This is a genomic window from Pseudomonas sp. ZL2, from assembly GCF_054788455.1.
In genome coordinates, this window is record NZ_JBGOGX010000008.1 from 161,927 (window position 1) to 186,050 (window position 24,124).

23 protein-coding genes and 3 pseudogenes are annotated in these 24,124 nt (G+C 55.4%); 14 read left to right on the plus strand and 12 right to left on the minus strand.

From position 1 onward, the window contains the following. Positions 1-17: 17 nt before the first annotated feature. A complete protein-coding gene (locus ABM562_RS09905; protein WP_460421779.1) occupies positions 18-1,526 on the minus strand; it encodes an efflux transporter outer membrane subunit in 1,509 nt (502 codons plus the stop codon). Positions 1,527-1,540: 14 nt separating this feature from the next. Next, the gene (locus tag ABM562_RS09910) at positions 1,541-2,686 is read right to left on the minus strand and encodes an AI-2E family transporter (protein WP_460421735.1); all 1,146 of its coding nucleotides are present in this window, start codon (positions 2,684-2,686) and stop codon (positions 1,541-1,543) included. 1,313 nt (positions 2,687-3,999) lie between these two features. Between ABM562_RS09910 and ABM562_RS09915 the strand changes: the two genes are divergently transcribed. The 3 genes from ABM562_RS09915 (at position 4,000) to ABM562_RS09925 (ending at position 8,296) form a co-directional block, all read left to right on the plus strand. Beyond that, positions 4,000-5,454 (plus strand): TrkH family potassium uptake protein, encoded by a 1,455-nt coding sequence (locus ABM562_RS09915; protein ID WP_460421737.1) that lies wholly within the window; start codon positions 4,000-4,002, stop codon positions 5,452-5,454. 465 nt (positions 5,455-5,919) lie between these two features. Next, complete coding sequence (locus ABM562_RS09920) at positions 5,920-7,479, plus strand: GGDEF domain-containing protein (RefSeq protein WP_460421740.1); 1,560 nt, start codon at positions 5,920-5,922, stop codon at positions 7,477-7,479. 448 nt (positions 7,480-7,927) lie between these two features. After that, the gene (locus ABM562_RS09925; RefSeq protein ID WP_460421742.1) at positions 7,928-8,296 is read left to right on the plus strand and encodes a histone-like nucleoid-structuring protein, MvaT/MvaU family; all 369 of its coding nucleotides are present in this window, start codon (positions 7,928-7,930) and stop codon (positions 8,294-8,296) included. A 1,508-nt stretch (positions 8,297-9,804) separates the two neighbouring features. Here the strand turns inward: ABM562_RS09925 and ABM562_RS09930 are convergent. Together ABM562_RS09930 and ABM562_RS09935 are read right to left on the minus strand one after the other, a co-directional pair. Beyond that, positions 9,805-11,058: a tyrosine-type recombinase/integrase gene (locus tag ABM562_RS09930; RefSeq protein ID WP_460421744.1), complete on the minus strand. Its 1,254-nt coding sequence runs from the start codon at positions 11,056-11,058 to the stop codon at positions 9,805-9,807. Positions 11,059-11,361: 303 nt separating this feature from the next. Further along, positions 11,362-11,490 (minus strand): annotated as a pseudogene (locus ABM562_RS09935) (integrase); the annotation flags it as partial. Here ABM562_RS09935 and ABM562_RS09940 point away from each other — a divergent pair. Then, positions 11,491-11,835 (plus strand): annotated as a pseudogene (locus ABM562_RS09940) (tail tape measure protein); the annotation flags it as partial. It lies immediately after the preceding pseudogene. A 605-nt stretch (positions 11,836-12,440) separates the two neighbouring features. Here the strand turns inward: ABM562_RS09940 and ABM562_RS09945 are convergent. Continuing rightward, a complete protein-coding gene (locus tag ABM562_RS09945) occupies positions 12,441-12,878 on the minus strand; it encodes a hypothetical protein (protein WP_258579046.1) in 438 nt (145 codons plus the stop codon). 8 nt (positions 12,879-12,886) lie between these two features. Further along, positions 12,887-13,228, minus strand: a complete 342-nt coding sequence (locus ABM562_RS09950) for a hypothetical protein (protein WP_460421746.1) — start codon at positions 13,226-13,228, stop codon at positions 12,887-12,889. A 150-nt stretch (positions 13,229-13,378) separates the two neighbouring features. Here ABM562_RS09950 and ABM562_RS09955 point away from each other — a divergent pair, with 150 nt between their 5' ends. After that, on the plus strand, positions 13,379-13,804 hold the full coding sequence (locus ABM562_RS09955) for a hypothetical protein (protein WP_148708550.1): 426 nt from the start codon (positions 13,379-13,381) through the stop codon (positions 13,802-13,804). A 162-nt stretch (positions 13,805-13,966) separates the two neighbouring features. Here the strand turns inward: ABM562_RS09955 and ABM562_RS09960 are convergent, their stop codons facing one another. Both ABM562_RS09960 and ABM562_RS09965 read right to left on the minus strand, forming a co-directional pair. Further along, the gene (locus tag ABM562_RS09960; RefSeq protein WP_346617612.1) at positions 13,967-14,443 is read right to left on the minus strand and encodes a GNAT family N-acetyltransferase; all 477 of its coding nucleotides are present in this window, start codon (positions 14,441-14,443) and stop codon (positions 13,967-13,969) included. Positions 14,444-14,499: 56 nt separating this feature from the next. Next, positions 14,500-14,754, minus strand: a complete 255-nt coding sequence (locus ABM562_RS09965) for a helix-hairpin-helix domain-containing protein (RefSeq protein ID WP_346617611.1) — start codon at positions 14,752-14,754, stop codon at positions 14,500-14,502. 357 nt (positions 14,755-15,111) lie between these two features. On the opposite strand from ABM562_RS09965, the gene ABM562_RS09970 reads away from it, so the two are divergent. The 7 genes and pseudogenes from ABM562_RS09970 to ABM562_RS10000 all read left to right on the plus strand — a co-directional run. Then, positions 15,112-15,558, plus strand: coding sequence for an HIT family protein (locus ABM562_RS09970; RefSeq protein ID WP_233674297.1), 447 nt, complete (start codon positions 15,112-15,114; stop codon positions 15,556-15,558). A 189-nt stretch (positions 15,559-15,747) separates the two neighbouring features. Continuing rightward, the gene (locus ABM562_RS09975) at positions 15,748-16,524 is read left to right on the plus strand and encodes an N-acyl amino acid synthase FeeM domain-containing protein (protein WP_233674298.1); all 777 of its coding nucleotides are present in this window, start codon (positions 15,748-15,750) and stop codon (positions 16,522-16,524) included. Positions 16,525-16,562: 38 nt separating this feature from the next. After that, positions 16,563-16,961, plus strand: a complete 399-nt coding sequence (locus tag ABM562_RS09980) for a nuclear transport factor 2 family protein (protein WP_043859797.1) — start codon at positions 16,563-16,565, stop codon at positions 16,959-16,961. Positions 16,962-17,030: 69 nt separating this feature from the next. Next, entirely contained in the window at positions 17,031-17,693 is a 663-nt protein-coding gene (locus tag ABM562_RS09985; protein WP_115087697.1) for an iron-containing redox enzyme family protein, read from the plus strand. A 134-nt stretch (positions 17,694-17,827) separates the two neighbouring features. Continuing rightward, positions 17,828-19,660 (plus strand): long-chain-acyl-CoA synthetase, encoded by a 1,833-nt coding sequence (locus tag ABM562_RS09990; RefSeq protein ID WP_115087696.1) that lies wholly within the window; start codon positions 17,828-17,830, stop codon positions 19,658-19,660. A 233-nt stretch (positions 19,661-19,893) separates the two neighbouring features. Then, positions 19,894-20,109, plus strand: a complete 216-nt coding sequence (locus ABM562_RS09995; RefSeq protein WP_460421749.1) for a hypothetical protein — start codon at positions 19,894-19,896, stop codon at positions 20,107-20,109. A 160-nt stretch (positions 20,110-20,269) separates the two neighbouring features. After that, positions 20,270-20,407, plus strand: a pseudogene (locus ABM562_RS10000) (hypothetical protein); the annotation flags it as partial. Here the strand turns inward: ABM562_RS10000 and ABM562_RS10005 are convergent. Together ABM562_RS10005 and ABM562_RS10010 are read right to left on the minus strand one after the other, a co-directional pair. Next, positions 20,357-20,545: a hypothetical protein gene (locus tag ABM562_RS10005; protein WP_167458909.1), complete on the minus strand. Its 189-nt coding sequence runs from the start codon at positions 20,543-20,545 to the stop codon at positions 20,357-20,359. The pseudogene ABM562_RS10000 and the gene ABM562_RS10005 overlap by 51 nt on opposite strands. A gap of 347 nt (positions 20,546-20,892) precedes the next feature. After that, a complete protein-coding gene (locus ABM562_RS10010; protein ID WP_460421751.1) occupies positions 20,893-21,519 on the minus strand; it encodes a histidine phosphatase family protein in 627 nt (208 codons plus the stop codon). Positions 21,520-21,592: 73 nt separating this feature from the next. Between ABM562_RS10010 and ABM562_RS10015 the strand changes: the two genes are divergently transcribed. Together ABM562_RS10015 and ABM562_RS10020 are read left to right on the plus strand one after the other, a co-directional pair. Continuing rightward, the gene (locus ABM562_RS10015) at positions 21,593-21,775 is read left to right on the plus strand and encodes a hypothetical protein (protein ID WP_134063268.1); all 183 of its coding nucleotides are present in this window, start codon (positions 21,593-21,595) and stop codon (positions 21,773-21,775) included. A 40-nt stretch (positions 21,776-21,815) separates the two neighbouring features. Beyond that, positions 21,816-22,496, plus strand: a complete 681-nt coding sequence (locus ABM562_RS10020) for a hypothetical protein (protein WP_134063266.1) — start codon at positions 21,816-21,818, stop codon at positions 22,494-22,496. Between the two features lie 23 nt (positions 22,497-22,519). Here the strand turns inward: ABM562_RS10020 and ABM562_RS10025 are convergent, their stop codons facing one another. Both ABM562_RS10025 and ABM562_RS10030 read right to left on the minus strand, forming a co-directional pair. Next, complete coding sequence (locus tag ABM562_RS10025) at positions 22,520-23,497, minus strand: tetratricopeptide repeat protein (protein ID WP_233674300.1); 978 nt, start codon at positions 23,495-23,497, stop codon at positions 22,520-22,522. Positions 23,498-23,530: 33 nt separating this feature from the next. Next, positions 23,531-23,956 (minus strand): hypothetical protein, encoded by a 426-nt coding sequence (locus ABM562_RS10030; protein ID WP_134063262.1) that lies wholly within the window; start codon positions 23,954-23,956, stop codon positions 23,531-23,533. Positions 23,957-24,124 lie beyond the last annotated feature (168 nt).

Here is a 24,124-nt window from a genome sequence, read left to right on the forward strand (position 1 = left end):
CTCTTGTTGGCGGTCACTCAATTGACACCTTCCTTCGCTTCATCGAGCAAGTCGCCCCAGTCGGTGCGTTGCTGCATCTGTTGGCGGGTAGCCGGATCGAGCAGCGGACGGTTGCTGTACCAACCGCCGCCGAGGGCCTTGTACAGGGCGATCAGGCTGTTGACGGCCGTATTGCGATTGACCAGGTAGTTATCCTGCTGAGCGAACAGGGCCGCCTGGGCATCGAGTACCCGCTGGAAATCCGAATAGCCTTCACGGTATTGGGTATTGGCCAAAGATACCGAGCGCTCGGCGGCAATCGACGCTGCGCTGAGGATACGGTCGCGCTCCAGGGCCTTGACCAGACCGGTCGCCGCATCGTCGGCCTCACGCGCTGCCTGACGAGCGCTGTCCTGGTAGACGACTATCAATTGCTGCAGGCGGGCATCCTGGATGCGCACGTTGTTGGTGATTCGGCCATGGTCGAACACGTCCCAGCGCAGGCTCGGCCCTCCGACCAGGTCCAGGGTGTTGGACGTGCCGTCCAGGGAGCTCGCGGACCAGACGATGCTGCCCAACAGGCTGATGGAGGGGTAGAGGTCGGCCTCGGCGACACCGATCAGCGCCGACTGGGCCGCGACCTGGGCTTCTGCGCTACGCACATCCGGGCGGCGCAACAGCAGGTCGGCCGGTACCCCCTGCAGCACGGCGCGGTCGACCAGGGGCACCATACCGGTATTGGTATCGAGTTCCGGTAGCGCGCCGGGCGGGCGGCCGATTAAGGTGGACAACGCATTGCGTGTGCTTGCCACCTGCGCCTCGAAATCGGGGATGGTGCTCAGGGTTCCCAGGTATTGGGTCTTGGCCTGTTGCAGATCGAGTTCGGCACTGTTACCGCTGGTGAACAGGCGCTCGGTGATCTCAAAGCTGCGCTTCTGCAGTTTGGCGTTGTTCCTGGCGATGAGCAGGCGCGCCTCGGCGGTACGCAGCGCGTAATAGGTTTGCGCCACCTGCGCGTGAAGCAGCACCAGGACGTTTTCATAGTTGCTCTGGGCAGCGAACCAGGCGGCATCGGCCGACTCGATGGCGCGGCTGAACCGGCCCCAAAAATCCAGTTCCCAGCCGATGTCGAAACCCGCGCTGTGTTGCCACAGATGGCTGTCCTGTGGATTGTCGCCGCCCCATTGGCGACGTTTGAGGTAGACGCTGTCGGCGCTGACCTGCTGGAACTGCGGGTAGCGGTTGCTTAACGCGATGCCCAATTGAGCGCGGGCTTCCATCACCCGCAGGCCGGCGATTTCCAGGTCGGCGTTGTGGGCATCGGCCTCGGCGATCAGATGGTCGAGCACCGGGTCGGTAAAAACCTGCCACCACTGGCGGCTATCGGGTTGCGTACGTTGCTGGCTGGCCGTTGCCAGGGATTGCGTGTTCCAGTGCTCGACCCAGGCCTGGGTCGGTGACTGAAAGTCCGGGCCCAGGCGCACACAGCCGCCTAGGCCCAGAGCGCCACACAGCAGCAGCCGGCTCATGCGCACAGGGCACGACATCAAGCGCACTCTCCTCAGACCGGTGGATGCTCGTTCGGTGTCTCAAGTCGCGGTTGCTCATCGCACGGTTGTTCATCTAGTACGTCAATTTGCGGTTGGTCCTCGACCCATTGCCAGAACAGTTGATAGGCGACCGCCAGTGCTACCGGCCCGATGAACAGGCCAATGAAACCGCCACTGACCATCCCGCCCAAGGCGCCAACCAGGATAACCGGCATCGGTACATCGACGCCGCGGCCCAGCATCAATGGCTTGAGGATGTTGTCGGCCATGCCGGCAATCAGGCTGTAGATGGCGAACACGATGGTGGCGAGCGAGGTGCCTTCAGTGGCAAAGACATAGGCGATTACCGGCAAACTCACGAGAATCACCGGCAACTGCATGATCCCCATCAACAACGCGACCATGGCCAGCAGCCCGGCACCGGGCACGCCCATGAGCACGAAGCCGACCCCCACCAGCAGCATCTGGATAAAGGCGATACCCACCACGCCCTGGGCGACCGCGCGGATGGTCGCGGTGCACAGTTCAGTAATGCGCGGGCCGCGCTCGGGGCCGGAAAGGCGGGTGGTGATGGCGATGGCGCTGCGTTCGCCGTTTTCGCCGTAGGCCATGAGCACACCGGCAATGATCAGGGCACCGATGAACAACAGAAAGCCCACGCCAACACCGGCCATCTTGCCCAGCAAGGTCAAGCCGACTGTCTTTATGTAAGGCATCAACTTCATCAGCACGCTGCTCATGTCGGTCGCCGACTGCATCCAGAAGGTGTAGAGCGGTTTGCCAATGAACGGCAGGGTGGCGATTTTTTCGTTCGGCAGCGGAATTTCCAGGCGGTCGGACTTGAGTATGGCCAGAGCGCCTTCGATCGAATCACTGACCGAAGTGCCCAACAGGTATATCGGTACCATCAGCAAGGCCAGGGCGACAACGATGATAAGGGTAGCGGTGCGACCGTCCTTATTACCCAGCTTGCCTTTAAGCATGTTGTGCAGCGGGTAGATGGTAATGGCCAGGATCACTGCCCAAAGCATCAGATTGAGGAAGGGATGAAAGATCTGGAAGCAGAACAGCACCAGTACCGTGATCAGTCCGGCGCGAATTAAAACATCGAGCAACCCACCGGACAGCGCCCTTGCAGAAATGTTTGTGCGCAACATTGTCTAGCTCCTCGCGGTTCGTCACCAGGATCGGGGTACGCTTAGGCAGCATAGACGCTGATTTGCAGGGAGTTTCAAGCTGACTCAACGAAGTTATGAGAAATTGGCCTAATTCGACCGTGGTGTCAGCAAATGACTGCGCCACGCAGGCTCAGCCGAGGCTTTCCTAGCTGGCGCAGGCAGCCATATCTTCGAGGAAAACCAGCAATATGGGCGGTGCGGGCAGTCCACAGCGGGTAATCACATCGAAACGCGAGGCCAGGCTCAGCCTGTACTTTACAGGGCTTCCTGATTTCCGGAACCACGGCGCACCGTCCATGGCGTCAGTCGCTCTGGAGGCTTACATCCAGGGGATGTTTTGACGAACTACGTCTAGTTACGGATGGAATCCTATTCGCACAGAAGTGCAATAGGGGAGGAAAAACACTGACGCCAAGCGGGGGGAAGCGGCAGATGGGTCTATTTGTGGGACGTGGCCTGTCCCATGACAATGGACACCAAGAAGCTGGGTGTTAAGGTTTCTGCTTCAAGCCCCTTTACATATGCGTTCGTCAGCTGCCCGCAAAGCGGCGTCGTTACTGGCCGCGACAGATTTAATTCTCTAGCGCATGAGCCCGTATCAGGGGTTCCGGCTTCTGCGACAGTTTTGCGTTTCCTCTCGACAGGGCTTCAGGCCCCGTAACGTGGGGTCCGCCGCGACAGTTTTAATTCTCTAAGATCAGGGCGTCAACCAGCACCTGTCCGACCCGGCGCAGCACCGCATGTCATCGCCGCCTCTTGTATCACCAACTGTCTGGCCCTGGTGGTCTAATACATGAGAGCCCGGGCACCCGCCACGGCTCAATCACCACGACTCATGACCTGAGCGGTGGCACCGATGCGAATAGACGTGCGGGAAATGGGGTAGCAAACATTCTGGCGCGGGACGTCCTACACAGCCCGTCATTGGGCCGTCAACCACTTCACCATGTACTTGCTCTGCAAACGGGCGCTGTTCATAGTGATGTTGGCCATAGATCTTGATGGCCGGCTGATAGGCCTATACATCCGAACCCAGCAGGGCATATTGCAACTCGAACACCTCCTGATCCAAGGCCTCCTATTCAGCGATCAGACCAGCATCCGGCTGCGCGCGCTGGCTCTCTATGTGGATCAGGTGAATCAATTGGTAGGGAGGAGTGCAGTCTCTAAATTTCTTCGTAAGAGGTAAGAGTCGGTTGACTGATCAGTTGTAGATAATTTTACGCAATTTTTACAGAGCTCTGAAATTGAGCGTCCGATACTGCACGGCGCTAATTTGGCAGGTGATTTTTATGTCTCTCGCAGCAGTGCGACTTATCGGCTTCATCTTAGGTATTTTTCTGACCACTTTGGCCCTAAGCATGGCTGTTCCCTTGATTACGTTGGTAGTTTACGGTCGGATCGATGAGCTCAGCGCCTTTCTGTGGTCGAGCTTAATCACTTTGGTATGCGGGCTGGTGCTTATTGGGAGAAAGCATCCAGAAGCATCACAGCTCCGCCCAAGGGATATGTATTTTTTGACAACGGCGAGCTGGGTTGTGGTTTGCGCTTTCGCCGCTCTGCCGATGGTGTTCATCCATCACATCAGTTACACCGACGCGTTCTTTGAAACGATGTCTGGAATCACAACCACAGGCTCGACTGTCCTCACCGGCTTGGATACTGCATCCCCCGGCTTACTGATGTGGCGCTCAATGCTTCATTGGTTGGGAGGCATCGGCTTCATCGGCATGGCCGTGGCTATCCTTCCGCTGTTGCGGGTAGGTGGCATGCGTCTCTTCCAGACAGAATCCTCAGACTGGTCGGAGAAAGTGACGCCGCGATCCCATGTGGCAGCCAAATACATCCTTCTGGTCTACCTGGGACTCACTGCTGCAGGAACGCTAGCATTCTGGCTCGCTGGAATGACACCGTTTGAAGCGGTCAACCACGCAATGTCGTTGATTTCCACTGGCGGATTCTCAACTTCTGACACCTCACTTGGGCATTGGACGCAACCTGCGATTCACTGGGTGGCGGTGGTCGTCATGATTTTGGGTAGCCTACCCTTCACATTGTACGTCGCGACGTTGCGTGGCCATCGGCGTGCGCTACTAACAGATCACCAAGTAAGGGGATTTGTCGGGTTCTTGATTGTTACCTCGCTGGCTGTGGGCACGTGGCTATGCTTCCACAGCGACTACGGGTGGTGGGATGCATTTCGTATTGTGGCTGTCAACGTGACTTCCGTCGTCACGACCACTGGAGTCGCGGTTGGGGATTACACCCTGTGGGGCAGTTTTGCTGTTCTTCTGTTCTTCTATCTGACCTTTGTTGGCGGGTGCTCAGGCTCGACTGCAGGAGGTCTTAAAATATTCCGCTTTCAGGTTGCTGCCGTCCTGCTTGTGAGTAACTTGAAGCAATTGATTCATCCGCGCGCGGTGATCCAGAAGAAATACAACGGGCATCCGATTGACGAGGAGATCGTACGCTCACTTTTGACATTCTCTTTTTTTTTCACCATCACCATTGCCATTATTGCGTTAGGCTTGGCCCTGATTGGACTGGACTGGACGACGGCTTTGAGTGGCGCCGCCACTGCTGTGTGTAATGTTGGGCCGGGAGTGGGGTCGATCATTGGGCCTGCCGGTAATTTCTCGTCACTACCTGATGCGGCGAAATGGCTTCTGACCATTGGCATGCTCCTAGGGCGGTTGGAAATTCTGACGGTGTTGGTGATGGTAACGCCTGTATTCTGGAAGTATTAGTTGCTCCAACAATTGCGAATTGTATGGGGAGGCCCAGTTGATGTTCGCTCAGAAGTGACTGTTTACTTCTGCGAAAGCAAGTATTCTTCAAGCTTCTATGGGTTATAGATGTATACAATGACAGCGCGTTTAGTGACGGAGGTGAATACAGGATTCTGAATGATGCCCTTCTTAGCAAGCAAGGCCTGGGGGCATACGCGGATACCTCACCGATACGCTGATAAGGCATCGCTTAGTCTAACTGTACACTGCTTTGCGAATGTGGGTCATTTCATGATGGAGTGAACACGTTGAGAGGGTGTAGTGTTGGTGACATGTGCCTGACGGTGCAGAGGTGTCGAATCTAAGCAGTTTTGGATAGACCTTCAGTGGGCCTAAAAATACTACGTTGGCAATGGCAAATTGGCATTATTCATTGCGAGCTACCATAATGGTTTCACGCGATTTTGTATCCACGGAGACACAATGAAGGAGCAGTCCAGCCTCAACCAGGACAAAAGGCTAGAGCAGCTCATAGCCTATGCCCGGCTGGCGGCTTTTATTGTGACAACAATAGGTGTAACCGTGCTCTTGGGGTGGGGGCTAGATGTGCCATTACTCAGGACTGTGTTTCCTGGCTGGACTGCGATGGTGGTCAACACCGCCAGTGTGCTTACGGTACTAGGGGTAGGGCTATGGTGCACCATCCAAAGATCGTCTATGGCAGCTCACTTAGTCAGGCGATGTTGTGCTGCCTTGGCGATATTGGTTGGCGGGCTTACGGCAGCCGAGCATTTCCTATCGATTGATTTGGCTATTGATCTGCTACTTCCCTTTGAGCTTCAACGCGCCCAGTCGGCTCCATTTCCGGGAAGGATGGCTTTCGCAAGTGCGTTGTGCTTTCTGCTTTCGGGGATTGGGCTGCTATTTGATGACCGCCCATTATTGCCGCAGTTCTTCGCATCTTCAGCGCTTCTTATAAGCCTGATAGCGCTCATTGGCTATTTGTTTGATGCAAGTGCGCTTTACTCGGTCGGCCTCTATAGCTCGATGGCCATCCACACAGCCATTGCGCTTATCTTATTCAATACGGGGCTATTAGCTATTCAGCAACATTCGGCCTTTGTTAGTTTGCTTGTAAGTGATACTGCGGGTGGCGAGGTTGTGAGAAATATGCTGATCAGCGTTCCTGCGGTTGTTCTCGGTATCGGTAGTGCGTTGTTGGCTGGAGAAAGATTAGGGTACTACGACAAGCATTTTAGCTTGGCATTAATGGCGACTTTAAGCATCACCATACTCGTTGTGGTGATACTGAGAACGGCCAAGCATCTACATCGACTTGATAAGTCAAGAGAAAGTGCCCAAGCACAGTTGGCGGCTTTGAATGCTGCTCTTGAGTTACGAGTGGTGGAGAGAACCTGTGAGCTTGAAGCAGCTAACGGAAAACTCATGGATGAAATATCGTATCGGCAAAAAGTCGAAGATGAGGTTCGACGGCTTTCGCTAACGGACGAGCTAACCGGACTGCATAATCGAAGGAGTTTTTTTCTGTTAGCTGAGCAAGCCATGCACTCGGCACGCAGAAATGATAAATCTTGTTTGTTATTTTTTATTGACCTTGACGGCCTTAAGAAACTTAATGACCTCAACGGCCATGAAGCTGGCGATTTGGCTATAATTGCTGCCGCGCAGGTGCTCAAGGCGGCGTTCCGAATGAGTGATGTTGTCGCTAGGATCGGTGGTGATGAATTTGTAGTCTTGGCTGTCGACGCAGGAGAGTCAGCTGGTGCTCTCTCGGGGCGTGTGCAGGAGCTGGTTGAAGAGTTCAATGGTAGTAACCGATGCCGTTACCCTATTGGTCTGAGTATCGGCGCTGTCCATTGCTCCTCAAGAGAGCTAAGAACTTTGGGAGAGCTGCTTGCCAAAGCGGATGCGGCGATGTATCTCAATAAGCAACGTCGGTGCCAGCATCAATTGGAAGATGGTACGAGTGAAGCTAAGAGTGAAAAGAATACACGTGCAGAATCGGTGCAACTGCCTAGCTAACTCTTTCTGTGGGTTGAGCGCATGTACGTAAAATGTAAGAAATGGCAAATTAGCGTTTTTCGCAGGAATGTCCAGTATTAGCCAGGTATGAAGAAGTTTGAGCATGCAGAGAAAGTTCTTGTGAGTGATGCGCTTTTCCATACTTTTAAAATTTCTGAGCGGGAGCGATCTCAGACCTGGCTGCAAATTAAGAAGGCATCTCCGAAAAGGCTTGTCGAGATGCCTTTGAAAACTGTTTTGTGCAGAAAGCCATTGTGCTACTGGGAAGCGCGGACGACGTCTGCTTACCTACTCTCTTGGAGTTTAGCCCGCCTATCTCGATTGCCAGGCTGATCAAAAAGTTTGCCCGCTCTGCAATCGGGATGTCTAAACGCTGATGCATTTGGTCAAAATCGTTTAAGATGGCGTAGCCCCTAATCAATTCTCATTCCTTGAAGGAATCCTACCTATGTCCCGCTTAGCAGAATTTCGTCAGCTCGAGCAGCAACTGGCTTCTCAGCTCGCCGAGCTTGAAGCACTAAAAGGCAGCTCCGAGCTGAAGAAGGAAATCGAATTTGAGACCAAATTGCGCGACCTGCTGGCAAAGTATGGATTCAACCTGCGCGACATCATCAATATTCTCGATCCGCAAGCTAGCCGCCGAACTGTCGCACCTGTGGACGCTGAGAAGACGCCTCGCCGGCCGCGTCAAATGAAGGTCTACAAGAATCCGAGCAACGGTGAGGTTATCGAGACCAAAGGTGGAAACCACAAGTTGATTAAGGAGTGGAAGGCCAAGTACGGCGCAGGGGAAGTTGAGTCCTGGTTGGTAAAGTGAAGACCTAACTGGTGCATTAAGCCCGAAGTACAGTTGAAATTTAGCCTTCTGGCGCCATCAAAGGGTCGACGCTAGTCCGATCAGGTCTATCGCACGTACGCCAGATCCAGTTGTGAGCAACCTCGCCGCATTTATCGCGTTCTGAGGCATGTTGTTTGCGGACTGATGCGAGCGAGGGCTTGATTCGATTGGCCTTGATTGGCAGTATTCGGGGCCTGCGATCCATTGTCAGTCCTCCATCCCTCTCAATTTGGGGGCTGCGTAGTAGGAAGCGCAGATGACCCGGCCTTGTACCGGGTTTTTTGTTTCAAATGTAAAAAGAAAAACCCGGCGCAAGGCCGGGTTCACTTCTCCTACGTCATCCCAGCTTCGTGGATGGATGGGGAACGGGCTGGATAACGTATTGAGGTCGATGATGCACTCAGCATCGCAGGACGGCAACCAATTCAAATATCATCGATGACAAAGAAATTCATGACCGCTGAACTTTTTGCTGAAACTCCTCCAAGGATTTCATCTGGGTCTCAGACTCCTGCCGCAAACGCTCAATCTCCTTCGCCGGCGCAGAGGAGTTCCGCGCATCTTGGTATCTGCACAGTGCATCCAATGCCGATTGGATCAGACGCTCGTTCGCTATGTTCAACTCCTCATGAACCATGGATCATCACCTCTCAAGCATCTCAAGGGTAGTATAGTGCTCCGAATTCCAGCATGGAGGGCAGGGGCCTGATGGTAAGCGGCTGTAAGCGTCCGGCGAAGTCATCTACCCGATCCCAGCTGTAAGCACGATGATGGTCATCTGCTCACAATTGGCATGCACTAGCGCTATCATAGGTGCATTACTAGCTCTCGGACGCTCAGGACTTCCCATTGAGAACTATGGCATCGAGCAGTCCAACCTCTCATGGGAGGTCTTAAAACTCGGCGAGAAAAGGCCGTGTAATGCGATGTGCGCCTATGGCTCCAGTCGTCAGTCGGAACGTCCTCTTACTGCTGTTACGTGCGGGGGTAGTGGCGAGGTTTTGGTGGTCTGGCCAGCAGAGACAGCTCTGAGGCACGTCAGTGGTGTAGGAGGTGTTCATTGTTCGCCTTTGAGTTCTGACGCTTAACGGCAGCGCTGATCATAGGCATTTGTATTGATTGATTTTTCATGAACTTATCCGACTATCAGTTAGTCGTTTAGGCGGGCACGCGTCTCGATAAACTGGTCTGACCAGGTGGTAACTTTGGTTATAAAGCATAATTTGTCGCAAAAAAACTCAATTTGTCTGCAAATCCAAGGTCGCTTAGGCGTACACGTGCAATGTATGGTATTACCGGTCTAACCAGTTTTTTAAGCTTCGGAACGATGACCATACGAGTGCCCGTTGAAACCGCGTAAATGAGTCCAGAATCAAGGTTATCCCTGTTTAAGGATCGTTGAACACTCTTAGATTTCAACGGCTCGGAATCCCTATGCGAGTCTCGTTTCCTTCTTGGAAACCATCGTAGTCTTCTCCACACAGCTGTCAGGTTGATTTGCAGCCTGAAAGTGCATAGCACGCCCACGCCTCCATTAGTTGCTTACGTTTTTCCAAAAGGTCGCCCCTTCTGTACGCTGCTTCCGTCGCATTACTGATTTTGTGCGCCAGCGCCATCTCAGGAACGATGTTGGCAAAATGGGTTGTTTCGGCGGCCCAGTCTCTGAAACTCGACCGAAATCCATGCATGGTGATGACTTCGCCCGCTTCGTTACGCCAGCCTGGCCCGTCGTTCTTCACCGATATCTCATCCATCCCCCGGATCTTCTGAAGCATGGCCATGTTGGAAAGTGGGCGGCCAACAGTACGACCGGGAAAGAGCAGTTCGCTATTGCTCTTATTCTTGAGACTGCGAAGCGTTTCTAGAGCAGCCTTCGATAGCGGGACTCGATGCTGGCGGCCGGCTTTCATTCGGGTGGCAGGGATGGTCCAGACCTCATCTTCGAATTCGACCTCGCCCCAACGACCACCTAGAACCTCGCTGGTGCGCAGGGCGCACAACACTGTAAGCTTGACTGCGATTGAGCTGAGGTCCGTGGATGTGTTGAGAGCTTTCATGAAGGAGGGAAGTTGCTGCCAGGCTAGTGCTGCATGATTCCCTCGGTTTGCCAGCCTTCTTCGGGGTAGTAACTTGTCAAGGTGTCCTCGCCACTGAGCCGGGTTTTCGCCTGTGCGCATCCGGCGCGCTTTTGCCGCATCTAAAACAAGCTCTAACCGATTTCTTACCCTTGCAGCTGTTTCAGGTTTTTGGGTCCATATCGGATTCAAGATTTGCAGGATGTGATCCGTTTCAATCTCGTTCACAGGCATGTTCCCTACGATGGGAAAGGCGTACGTGGAGAGTGTGTTAGTCCACTGCTGCGCATGTTTGGCATTCTTCCAGCCAGCTCTATGGGCTTCGATGTAGTCTTCGGCTACTTCCCTGAAGACCTTGGCGGGAGGCGCTGATTCTTCCTCGCGGGGACTGGAAAGTTGCTGCCTCATTAGCACAGGATCTGCCCCGTCTTTGACTATTCTCCTCGCCTGGCTGGCTGAGTCCCGGGCCTGAACGAGCGTGATTTCGTTCACGGTACCCAACCCCATGTCCCTGGATTTTCCATTCAATTTGAACCGGTAAATCCAGCTTCCGCTGCCGACAGCCGACACCTTCAGGTACAACCCGTGACCATCGCTGTGCATAGCTTTCTCGCCCGAGCGCAACAACCGCGCCACTGACTTCACCGTTAACAGGTTCGATTTCATTCGTCCTCCTCATTTCCAGCCCATACTCCAGCCCATACTTTGGACCCTGGCTAGGGTTGGCCTTCAATCTGCCTTAGTGGAAGATGGTAACGCTAGATGCCTGATTTAGAACCGCTATTCGTCGGTCCAGCGTGCAGCAGTGGAAGTCGTTGGAAGGCTATTTGGCGGACTACGCTTCCGCCACTTTCAAAGCCCTGATTAGTCAGGGCTTTTTGCGTTTCTGGGGTCTAGAAAAGCCCTTGCGGAACCCGCCTAAATACCCAAGTGTTCCATAACTATTATGGATGTGTTCCAAAACTCCTCCTATTTTGAAGGCTTCGCGATGGCGCCTACGCGCCTGTAAACGCGCTCTGTGATGTCGCCCTTGGTGTGCCCCAATAGCAGGCTGGCGTCCTCAATATCCTTGATTTCCGATGCTGCCTTCGGGCGGATACCGGAGCGGAGGATGCCGGGGATGCGCTGATGGATATGGTGACTGGGTTCGCCAAGGCAACTATCGGCGCCCTGGCTGACATGGCCGCTCAATGGCTGGTGTACCAAGCCGTGCAACTGATCGTCGGCAAAACCACGCAATCCACTGCCGGCATGGCCCTGGTAGCGAATGCACAGGCGGCATCGTTCCAGGCGCAACTCGCGGCATACGCCTCGACTGCCGCCATTCCAATGATTGGCCCCGCAGCGGCACCAGCAGCTGCGGCTGCGGCAGCTGCTGCTACCGCACCGATGGTTGCTGGTGTGGCCTCAACCGCATTCGCGGCGAGACACCAGCACGCATAGGTGTGGCGCGGTATGGTCGCCTTGTTCGAACTCCAGAGCGACGCTGGATCGCGGCCCACTTCGTGTTCTAGGCGGCTGGAACGAGCCACACGCTGATTACTCGTTTTCCTGGGCTGGGTAGTCAGTAAAGGGGAAGCAGAAGGGATGGAAAATCAGTTCCAAAACTGAAGGCGCATACCGTGGTAGAATGCGGCCTGTAGCCGGGCGGTAAGGCGAAAGTTTTGGAACTGAAATCCGGGTCAAAGGTGCAGCGGGCTTGAGTCTTCGTATCGGTCTTGAAAACCGCGTTTCTGGGGCATGGAAAAATGTCGGCGCTGACAAAACTTCGGCTACTTGGTGGGCTTTGCCAGCGCTCCTACGCGGCGGTAAACCCGCTCAGTGATTTCCCTGCTACGAACGGAAAACGATAAGGCGCTGGCGGGCAGCGCGGGAGGGTCAGTCCCGTCGGACCCTGAAGCCGAACATGCACTCAATATCGTGGTATTCGCGCTTTTGATAGGCCTTGAACTTGGCCTGCGAGGGCGTGCTGGCCAGCATCTGGGCTTCAACTCAAGCAAGGGCACAGGGCAGGACAGATGGTTTTGGCGGTGCCTTGTAATTTGAGCTTACTGGAATGGTAACTGTCTCGAGTCCGTAACTAGCACGGGCTGAACAAAGCCTTCGGTATCACCATTCAGCCACGATTGTTCTGTTCGTGATACGTAGAATTTAACGGCTGCGCCAAATTCGTCGGTTGAAGCTGCTGCGATCAATGTGTGCTGCGGATACTGCGTGCGCCACTGCTGAGACACTGCGTTGATCAACAGCAAGGCATGTGCAAGATGATCGTCCTCCAGGTAATCGTCGATACGCAGTGAGTTGACCCAGCATTCAACGCTCGTCTCGTCCGGGCAGAGCGCTCTTTGCACAGTTCGAAGTCTTTTCTTGAAAACGGTCAGTAGAAAGCACCCCTCCCACTCACTGAACCCTTCCGCGATCAGTCTAATCAGCTCATTTGGCAAATTTTTACCGCTGAGCGTTACTGCCTCAAGCTCTTGGGACATCAGCTGATTTATGACCACTCCGACTCCCCTAAGTACCTTTCCATGGCGTTGTCTGCCGAGTTGTTAAGCTTTTTGTCTTCCAACAGCATGTTGACGGATTTGGGCGCGTCTATGAAGGTTTTCGTGTCCGGATCGTCTACTTTGTGGCTGAAGGTCGCGACGGGATGTGGGTCATGGCATTTTTTCATGTAGACGCCGGCCTTCGCGGCCAGAGTGGTAGCCGCACTGTGCTTATCTGTTTGCCAATCGCCGCGCCAAGGCCCCTCCAAATGAACCAGACCAAGTAGAGCGAGGCGGCCCGGCGTCGCGCCCTTGAAGATCAGCTGCCGGCCAACAACGAAATCCACCACCCGGAAGGGCGCAAGCCACGAACCTTACGCGCCGAAGGTCTTTTCCACGGAATGAGGTTGCACAAAACAGCTGTATGTATGTACAGTTGTTTTGTGGCTGAGAATTCACTCGGCTCAACTTAACGAAACTCGTTTCTATGGAGAAACTTTATGAATGGAAGCATTGTTCGGTTTGCTCTTTTGCTCGGCATCGCTGCCGGATCTGTCGGCGCAGCTCAAGCTGATAGTTCGCCTGTTGGCCTGTGGCGAATGACGTCGTTTACCATTCCGGGCGGAGCTGTGGCGACTAATCAGACGGTCTGCCTAAAGGCCGATAGCACTTGGTATTCCACCAGTGAGCCGAACTGGAATGGCAGCTGGTACAAGAACGAAAAAGAGGTCCGTTGGTACGGAAGTATTCCTATCGCTCAGATCGGTAATGTCGCAAGCATGGCGATGGGCAAGCTGGATAGCCCCACCACCATGACTGGCAACTATTCGGAATGGACCGCCCCCGGCACTCCGCCTCTTTCCTTCGACCGGCACTTCACCTACTCGATGACCTTTCTACAGGCTGAGTGCCCACCACCGAAGTAGTGAACAATAGGCGAGGGGCATCGAGTAAAGCTGCCCCTCGCTCCATTCCTTTTAAATCGAACTGGAACGGCGGCCAGCCCAGGACGTCGGCCAGCCGGCGAAATACCAGCTATGGTCACTCGGCGGGCCCGCACGCTCACTGCACTGAGCTTGGCGTCGGGCTCAAGCACGAGTGCTTGCGAGAAGCCGGTAGCGAACAAAGCGTGTGCCGTCGACGTTGACCTCTCCGTCCGGTTGAAACCCTACTCGAAGAACACCCTTGATCCGAGTTCTAGTCGGTGCAAGCAAGACAGTGACCGATTCCAGCCCCATCTCCTGAAAGGCTCGCCGAACGATCTCATCATAAATTGCTTTGCCCAGGCCCCAGTAGTCCGGATGTAAAACCAGGGCGAGGTCTGCATCACCTTCTGTTTGCTGCAACCCACCCCAGCCGGCAAATTTTTGATCCACCATGAACGCCCAGGGGCCATATCCGTTGAGCATCCACTGTGACTCTTTTTCGGCGACCCACGCTGAGCATTTGGCTTGGTCGAAATCAGGGCGGCCCAAGGGCATGTGGCGCAAGACAACCGGGTTGTTGTTGAGGTCGATGATGTCGGCGCTGCTGATTTCACTGAGTCGCTTGAATTGCAGGTCCATGCTTTGCCTTTTCCGCGATGTTTAATGCTGGTTTGCACCCGCGCAGACGAACGAACCTAGCCGGCGGGCTTGTGCTCTGCAGTCCCTTTCGCAAGGTCAACGGCGGCGGTAATGGCTGCTCGCGCTTGCGGGCTGTTCTTCCAGCAGGTCGAGCCTAGCGCGGCTGACGCCTGAGCCAAAATGTCACTGACATCCGATTTGGCTAACCCTGCTAGCGATTCAATACCCATCTGTTCGAGCCGGGTAATGACGGTTGGGCCTACGCCCTTGAGTGTGAGCAATGCCGCTCGCTCTTTCGGTGAAAATGGCATCTGAGAAATCCTTTTCAGGGTATGAGTCTTTGGAGGATTGCATGGGAGATCATATAGGGCAGGTGGGTTCCTGTTCACTCCAAGTGCAGGTAGCCCTGTGGGATTATTCGGCCCACACGACCTGATAAAGGACGGATACAACAACCAACCTTAGGAAAACTCATTTAAATCAATCTGTTATCTTCTTTCTGGAATTCGGATACAAAAAATTTCAAAACTCCCGTGTACAGGTGTGGAATGCCAAGGGTAATTTCACCCTCAAGCTGTGCGGTCAACTGCAATGGAATGCAGCCTGTAGCAACCCGGATCTTCATGCCTCCACCGGGTTTGCACCTACTACAATAGAGGGAGCTAATCGTGAACTGCATTTTCTGTGCAATCGCCAAGAAAGAATCACCGGCTGCCGTTATCTACGAAGACGAGCAGTGCCTGGCCTTTCTCTCCATCCAGCCGATTACTCCTGGCCATGTCCTGGTCATTCCCAAGGCCCACGCAAGCGGCCTGGGTGATATCCCTCCTCAAACCTGTGGCCACATGATGCGTGTGGGTCAACGGGTGGCGGCCGCCCTGCGTGAAAGCGGCTTGAGCCTCAATGAAAACCCCTGCGAAGGTATCAACCTGCTGCTGTGCGATGGCGCTGTGGCCGGGCAGACCGTGGGCCACGCCCACCTGCATGTACTGGCCCGCTTTGTCGGTGACGGTTTCAACCTGGGTCATGCGGACCTTCCACTCGCTACGCCCCAAGTGCTGGGCGAGCGCGCAGAGCAGATCCGTCGAGCCTTGACCTCACTGCCACCGGTTTAACTGCAAGTCGCTTTAGTTTAAAGGCACGCCCGCGATAAGAGGGTTGCGTGCCTTGCTGTGCGCAGTAAGCAAATCATCAACTTGTAGGCATCTACGCAAGGAGGCGAAGCTATGTATTGTACTGTGGAAACTTAGGTCGTGCGCTGGGCTGAGTTGAACACTACAGATCACAATAAGAAGGGAATTCTCATGCCGTCACTCGCAAGTAACAAGGCTGCCTTGCCTTCGGCAAATATGCAGTTGGTAAAGGATGATTCAGCCGGATCGGCAATCTACAGTTTCTATGATTCAGTACTTCAAGACTTGTGCCAGTCTGACAAGGTCCAAGTCAGGCAGGTGGTTACGCCAGCGCAGTTTCTCGAACTGTCTCGTGCCCGCAGCCGGTTGTACGGGCAGCGAAAGGTTTACTACAAGACGTTGTTTGGTAACGCGGTCGACGACACCGTATGCCTGGATGAGTACGACCCGCGTTCCTACGTGTTTGCCTTTTATTATGATGGTGAAATTATCGGCACCCAGCGTATTACGCCTTTCCCTCACGAGTCGGGCGAGTTCATCAGCCATGAACAACTGGTGCGGTTCTCCGGGCCCAATTACGAGAATGAGTGCGTCGAACTCTCGCGACTTATTGTCGACAAGCATTCCCCGGTCAAGAACGTGGTCAACGGCTTGGCGATGACCGGCGCCTCGCTGGTCGCCCTGGAAGGCGGCTACAAAACCTTCATCACCTACGTAAAACCGCGGCTTGCGCCGAAGTTCGACAGCTTCGTCTTTGATCAGGACGGTATCTTCTTCCAGATCAAAGCCCGCGGTGATCACTACTACGCCCTGTACAAAGGCGATCTGATGCCGTCGGTCACGCCCTTCTTCGGCCTGCAAAGCTGCCCTGCAGACCTGAAGGACATTGATGATTTGATTCGCTACACCTTGGCGGCCCGTACCGCGAGGCAGTCACTGGCGGGATGAGCATCCAAAAACAACGACAACATTGAGGTTGATCCAAGATGGAAGCCAGGAACAAAGAAGTGGTCATCGAGTTTTACGAGCGCATGTTTGGCCAGCGGGAACTGGCGGTCGCCGATACGTTGATTGCCGAGGATTATGTACAACACAACAATGTATTTATCCCACCGCGCCGCGAAGGCTTCAAGACCTACTTTACGCAGTTCTTCAAAACATTCCCCGAGTCGGGTACCAGCATTGAACGGGTATGCGCCGAAGGCGATTATGTCTTCCTGTATGCCAAGCACTGGGCCAAGCACAGGTTCTTTACGGTGAATTACAAGGTGATCGATATCTATCGTGTGGAAAACGGTGTGCTGATGGAACACTGGGACACTATCGAAGGTCTGGGGTTCTTCTCCAAGTTCATCTACATCATAAAGTCTGTGCTGCGCCTGTAAGTCCGTGTTCGCTTGATATTATAAAAAGTGTCATGAATGATTTATCAACCCGCCAAGGAAGAGAGTGAAATGACTGAAGTGACCGCGTTTCGCAAAGAGCTGAAAGCCATCTGTGATGCCGAATGGGAAAAGATCAAGGCCGGCCGCTTTTTCCAGATGATGAAACGCCCCGAGTTGCAGCGTGAGCTCTACATCAAGTCGATTGTCCAGGTGTATCACTACACCAAGAACAACGCGATCAACCAAGCGGTGGCGTGCTGGAACCAGGACCATAAAAAGGTCGGCCTGCTGCGTTTTGCGATGAAGCATGCGCTGGAAGAACTGGGCCATGAAAACATGGCGTACAACGACCTGATCGCCATTGGCGTCGACAAGTCCGAGTTCGATAAGCCGATGCTGCCGGCCACAGAGGCGTTCTACGGCTACCTGGATTTCGTCTCTGTGTGCCGCGGCATCATTCCACGGCTGGGCTACAGCTTCTGGGCCGAGGACTGCTACGAGCACCTCGAGCCATTGATGGATGTCTGCAAGAACCATCTCAAGCTGACCGACCAACAACTTACCTTCTTTGTCGCCCACGCGATCATCGACGAGAAACACTCCGAGCAAGTCAACGCAGCCATCGACCGCTGGGTCGTGACCGACGAAGAAAAAGAGTCGGTCAAGCAAGTCGCACGCACCACGGTTTACTTGATGGGCAAGATCCTCGAGTCGGTCGCCGACGAGTTCTGAGGCTTGGCAACAGGCGTCCTCGCGCACCCGCTGCGCGAGGAGTTTTTACAGGGCGTGCATAACAATAAAACGATCGGCCGGACTGGCGCTTGTCCAACCGCCTGGCTGCCTCGGTCAATTCACTAGGAGGTGACATGAGTAGCAATAGCGACATGATTACCTGGGGCATGATGTTGCGCAAAATCCCCTCGATCGCCCGGGCCATTCCTCGGCTCGTCAGGGGAATCAAAGCTTCCAAGCTCAAGGTCGATCAGCCCTGCGGCCTGGGGTGGGCCTTCGAACAGGCGGTTGCGCGCAACCCTCAAGGACCGGCGTTGCTCTACAAGGACAATCGTTTCAGTTATGAACAGGTCAACCAGTGGGCCAACCGTTTCGCCCACTACCTGCTTGCCCGTGGCCTGAAAAAAGGCGATGTGGTCGGCATATTTGTTGAAAATCGCCCGGAATTGCTGGTCAGCGTGCTGGCGGTCAGCAAGATCGGCGGTATCTGCGCCATGCTCAACACCTCGCAGACCAACAACGTCCTGATCCACAGTTTGAGCCTGGTCAATCCCTCGGCGATTATCGTTGGCGAAGAGTTGGTGCCATCCTTTGACGCGGTGCGTAACGAGGTTGCCATCGATGAGTTGAGCACGTTCTTCCTGGCTGACACCGACACCACTCGCGATGCGGGCGTCGCGCCCGAGGGTTACATCAACCTGACCCGCGTCAGCGAAGCGCACTCCGCTGTCAATCCGGCGACCACCCAGCAGGTCTACCTGGACGACGCCTGCTTCTACATTTACACCTCCGGCACCACCGGTTTGCCCAAGGCCGGGGTGTTCAAGCACGGGCGCTGGATGAAAGTCTACGGTAGCTTCGGCATGATCGCCCTGGATATGCGCCCCGATGACATCGTCTATTGCACCTTGCCGCTCTATCACGGCACCGGGCTGTGCGTGAGCTGGGGCTCGGCATTGGCCGGGGCCTCGGGTTTCGCCATCCGCCGCAAATTCAGCGCCAGTCAGTTCTGGAATGACACACGCAAGTTCAAGGCCACCACCATTTGCTACGTCGGTGAATTGTGTCGCTACCTGATCGACCAGCCTCCCGCCGGCAACGATGGCGACAACCCGGTGGTGAAAATGATTGGCAACGGCCTGCGCCCGGGCGTGTGGGTCGACTTCAAGAGACGCTTCAACATCGAGCGGGTCTGCGAGTTCTATGCCGCCAGTGACGGCAACATCGGCTTTACCAACATTCTCAACTTCGAAAACACCATCGGCTTTGCCATCAACGCCTGGTCGCTGGTGGAGTACGAACACGACACCGGCGAGCCGCGGCGCAGCGCGAACGGTTTCATGCAGAAAGTCGGCAAGGGTGGCCAAGGTTTGTTGCTGGCCAAGATCGACGACGACGCCCCATTCGACGGTTACACCGATCCGGAGAAGAGCAAGAAGGTGGTGCTGTACGACGTTTTCGAGAAGGGCGATCGTTACTTCAACAGCGGCGACCTGATTCGCGATATCGGCTTTGGCCACGCCCAATTTGTCGACCGCCTGGGGGACACCTTCCGCTGGAAAGGCGAAAACGTCTCCACCACCGAAGTCGAAAACATCATGGTGCAACACCCCCACATCGCCGAAGCCGTGGCCTACGGTGTGGAAATCAAGAACACCAACGGCCGCGCCGGGATGGCCGCCATCACCCCATCGGCCCCGCTGGAGCAACTGGATTTTTGCGACCTGCTGCGCTTCGTCAAAAGCCAGATGCCCCACTACGCGGTGCCGATGTTCCTGCGCATCAGGACCTGCATGGAAACCACCGGCACGTTCAAATACCAGAAAACCAAGCTAAGGACCGAAGCCTTCGACCCCAGCCAAACCGGCGAAGACCCGGTCTACGCTTGGCTACCGGGCACCGAAACCTACGTGCGCGTGACTGAGCAGGTGCTGCAGGACATTCATGGCGGCAAGTTCCGCTACTGAAGGGCAACTGCGCGCGCGTCAAACCACAAGGCTGAACAAATGCGTAAGGCTGCTCACTCAAGCGGAGCAGCCTTACGCGTCCTGGTATCCCCGTCATAGCGCTCCGCGCCCCATTGGATGCATGCCCACGACCGCTTGATTGCAGCGCTAGGTACTCTGGCCCTTGTGGCGCAGGGCATTCCGAGGTACAGGGTAAAGTGCCTTCAGCTGTGAGATCGCAGGAGCGTTCGATGATGTCCACTCCCTCACTGCCGGCCATGCTGCCCCTCAAGCGCAATGTGCGCCTTGCGCTGACGGTCTGGAAGATCTGGTCGTCGCGCCAGCGCGCGTTGAGCGAGGTCAACGTACACAGCCTCAACCTCCCCCTGGCGCTGGACACCTATGCCGAAGGTATCAACAGGCAGAACTGGCCGCGAGCGAAATCAAGGAACTCGTCGCGCAACTCATGACGATGCAGCAAAGCAGTCCGCTGCAACCGCTCATGGACACGCCTTGTGTCGGATCTTGGGCTCGCGAACGCATGGACGCATTCCGTCGCCTCACCAGAACTTTAGCGCTGACTTTGAATCATATGGCACATCAATCATCGCCTCTGGAGGCGTTCGAATCATGAGAAAAACCTTTGTAGCTGTTTTTGCGTGTGCGTTTGCACTGGGGGCAACTGCGCTGCTGCCTGCCGAGTTTTCGCCCATTGGCTCAGCCTACGCGAAAGACGGTGGCCATGGTGGAGGAAATGGCGGCGGGCATGGCGGGAATGGCGGAGGCCGGGGCGGTCAAGGCAGCAAGGGTGATGGCTTTGGTGGAGATCATGCAGGTAAGGCAACCCGCGATCATGGCGTGAGCGGCAATCACTACGGCAGCGACCGCAACGACGATAATGGCCATGGTTCCGCCACCTCTGGTATCGCCCACTCCAAGGATACTCGTGGCCTGTCAAAGTCGACGGCTATTTCTCGAACTACTCCAGGCGATCATAATTCCAAAGGACTGAGAAATGCAGTCAGCTCGTCCTCAAAGAATGACCGTTGAGGCGTCTACTTCTATCTGTCCATCGTTAGTAAAGTAGCCCAGCCCCGCGCTGGGCTTTTTTGCATTTGGCTACCGCCCAGCCCAGCCCAGCCCAGCCCAGCCCAGCCCCGCGCCGATGCCGCCCGATGCTCATGAACGGCTGAGGGTGGCGTGTGAGCGGTCCAGGGCAACGAGCGTGGAGTAGCGGCGTCTTCAGCGATCAATCAGGGCGTGCGGGCATGTGCCCGAAACCTGGCATCGTCTGAATCCCAAACCAACTGATACCCCCCGCCATTCGGCACAGGGTTGGCAATCTCGTACTCTCGCCACTCCGTCATTGCCCGACCATCGATTTCCGTTGGCTTGCGCTCAAGCAACCACACAACGGCATTGATGAACTGCCCATGTGAAAACACTGCAATATCCTCGGCAGGATGCGCGGCGAGTCGATCCAGGAATACTTTTGCCCGAGAGACGAAGTCCAAAAACGACTCCGCTCCCACGCCATCCCGCAACGCTGGATCTGACTTGGCCCAATACGCCTCGACCCAGTTCCGCCGCTGGGTAACTGTGGTGTTGGCGCAGCGCGCCGGTTCAAGGTAGGTGAATTCTTGAACTGGCCAAGTTTCGAACGCTGCAGCAGGGAAGGCCGTGGCCGTCGCCTTGGCGGTTGCCTGGGCTCGGGAGAACGGTGAGGCAACGATCAACTGCGGCGCCTGGGTGAACGACCGGGCTACTCGTTGCGCTTGTTCGACACCCTTCTGCGTAAGGGGAATGCTTGCGTGATCGCGACTGGCTTCGCCTGCGTTTGCGGCGCTTTCACCGTGGCGAATCAGCCTGGTTTGCTTCATTGTTTACCTGTCTTTTGAAAGTGCATGGGACAATCTGGTTTAACATGACGCCAGATCAACAAGGAGGATTGATATGAACAACCCCAGCAAAAAGCCCTTCATCCTTGCCGGCGGTCCACTCATCGCCATGGGCGCAGGCTTTATTGCCGTGGGCCTGTCCGGGCAACCTGCATTCGCTTACACCGGCCTGGGCTTGCTTGTTCCCGGTGTAGTATTGGTCGCGATCGAGTTCTGCTCGAGGCGTCGACAAGCTTGAGGGGTAGGCATCAGCAGCATTGTTCACGATAAGGATATCCGTGCAAAACCCACAACCGACCGATCCATCCGATTCCCTTGCAACTTCACCCCCCGAAACGTTGATGAACTGGTCGATCAAGGCTCGCCTCATTGCGCCCAAGGACCTGCGCAATGGCATCCTGGCGATTACCATCGGGATGCTCGGGGTAGCCGGTATGCTCAGTTGGCTGGGGGGCGACAATTGGGTCTACGGGATATGTGCCGTTATGTACGTCCTGATGCTGCTGTTATTAACGGTCAGAACCCACCTCTCATTCCAGCTCACCCGCGACGGTATAACGATCAGCAAGTACGTACGCTCCGATCGCGCCGCCAGAATCACCATCGTGGTGGTTGTGGTGATCGAAGCGGTGGTGATGCTCTGGCTGGCGGTGGCGACCGGCACCTGGTGGCTGTTGCTGACGCCGCTGTTTATCGCCTACATCCTGCTCACCCGCGAGATGGCGCCGCCTTCGCCCGAAGCCTGTACGGAACATGAGCACGGCCCCGGCTGGGAGCAGTATCGCTACCTGACCATTGACCGCAAGCGCCGCATCCTGGTCCCGCATATCAGTGAGCTGTCCATCGGCTTCGAACTGCGTTTGCCCGACAAGGCAATGTTCGAAGAGTGCCTGGCGCTGTTACGTGAACTGTTGCCAGCGCAGGTCGAGTATCTGGAGCGGGATTGGGAGTACGCCTGACGCAACGCCAACAGCAGCGCCCGTTAGTTTGCCTGCTTACCCAAGCCCTGCAACTTTTCCTGTAAATGCCGGATTTGCCAGTTGTCCTCGGGGTAGAACTGTCGGGCTATCTGGAGGGCTTGCGTATAGGTGCTGCGGGCTTTGCCGGTGTCACCCCTGGCTTCATGGATTTTGCCCAGGTTGTAATAGCGCAGCGACACTTTGGGGTGACGCTCGCCAAAGAATGCGATGTCGCTGCTCAGTGCCTTGTTCAGGAAGGCTTCGGCCTTGTCGTATTGTGCAAGGCCGAAGTAGGCGTCGCCGATGTTGTTCCAGCGGATGGCGACGCTAGGGTGGTTCGCACCATGGTTGGCCAGGTCGATATCCAGTGCCAGCTGATAATAGCCCAGTGCGTCCTGGTATCGGTGCTGAAGGTGGTAGGCAAAACCCAGGTTATTCAGTGCCGTGGCTACCGACGCGTCGTGTTCACCCAGCCGCCGCTTTCTGATCGCCAGGTTCTTTTCAAGGTTGTCGATGGCCTGGTCATACTGCCCCAGTTTGCTCAACGTCGTACCTAGGTTGTTGTAACTGTCGGCGGTGTGCAGGTCATCGTTGCCAAGTACTGCGATGCGCATGTCCAAGGCTTTCTGATGCTGGCTCAGGGCAGTCTCGAAGTTGCCCAGTCGCTCGTGGAAGTAACCAAGGTTGCTCCAGTAGGTCGCCTGCTGGCTGAGCGATACTTGGCCGTTGCGTTCGGCCGCTGCAAGTGCTTGGCTCATTAGCCGTATTGCCTGGCGATCATCTCCCAAGGCCGACACTGCCCGGGCTTTGACATTCAAGGTTTCGCTATCGCCAGGATCGCTTGAAAGCACGCGATCCGCTTCCTGGATCGATGCCTGGTATTCGTCCGCCAGTAACAGGTTCAAGGCTTTTTCGCTCGGCGGGGCAAGGGCGGCGCTTGCACACGCCATCATCACCAGCAACGGGAGAGGCAGCAGCATGTTCAATACATGAATACGCATGGTGTTCCTTCTAGTCGACGTGCAGTTCCAGCATCAGCTCTGCAGCTGTTTTGCTACGGCCTGTTCTCTTTTCAGTGCAATGGCCAGCATCGCCGCCGCTGTAATCCCGGGCATCATGAAGATATAGATTGTCGTTGGGAACGTGCGGCCAAAGTAGGCCCACGGCACGCCCCAAAGTGCGGTCGCGACCACCCCGGCAATCAGCAGGCGCTTGTAGCGTACTTCGGGGGTTGTGGCCATTGAGATCGCGTAGATTTTCCAGCTCGTCCACAGGCAGAACACTGACATCGAGATCGGCAGCAGAATGATCGCCCAGGCGAGCCAGCCTGTTGACGCCAGTGAGCCGAGTGCGCCAGCGAGAAAGAACAGTGCCCCCCAGATAAACACCAGGGTGACGGGCAACAGTCCGGCAATCGCGCCGAAGGTTAGAACAATTCGAAGTTTGACCAGGTTACTCAAGAATCCGTCCATGGCTTGCGGCGCTCTCCATTCAAGCAGGGCGCCATCATACCCTTGCCGTCACCCAGGCAAAAACAAGACCTGTCGGCAAGGAATTTGGGAAGCGGGGCAGGGGCTTTGCCTGGAAACTGATTTCAGTTTAGGCCGGAGGTGTTTGGGGATAAACGC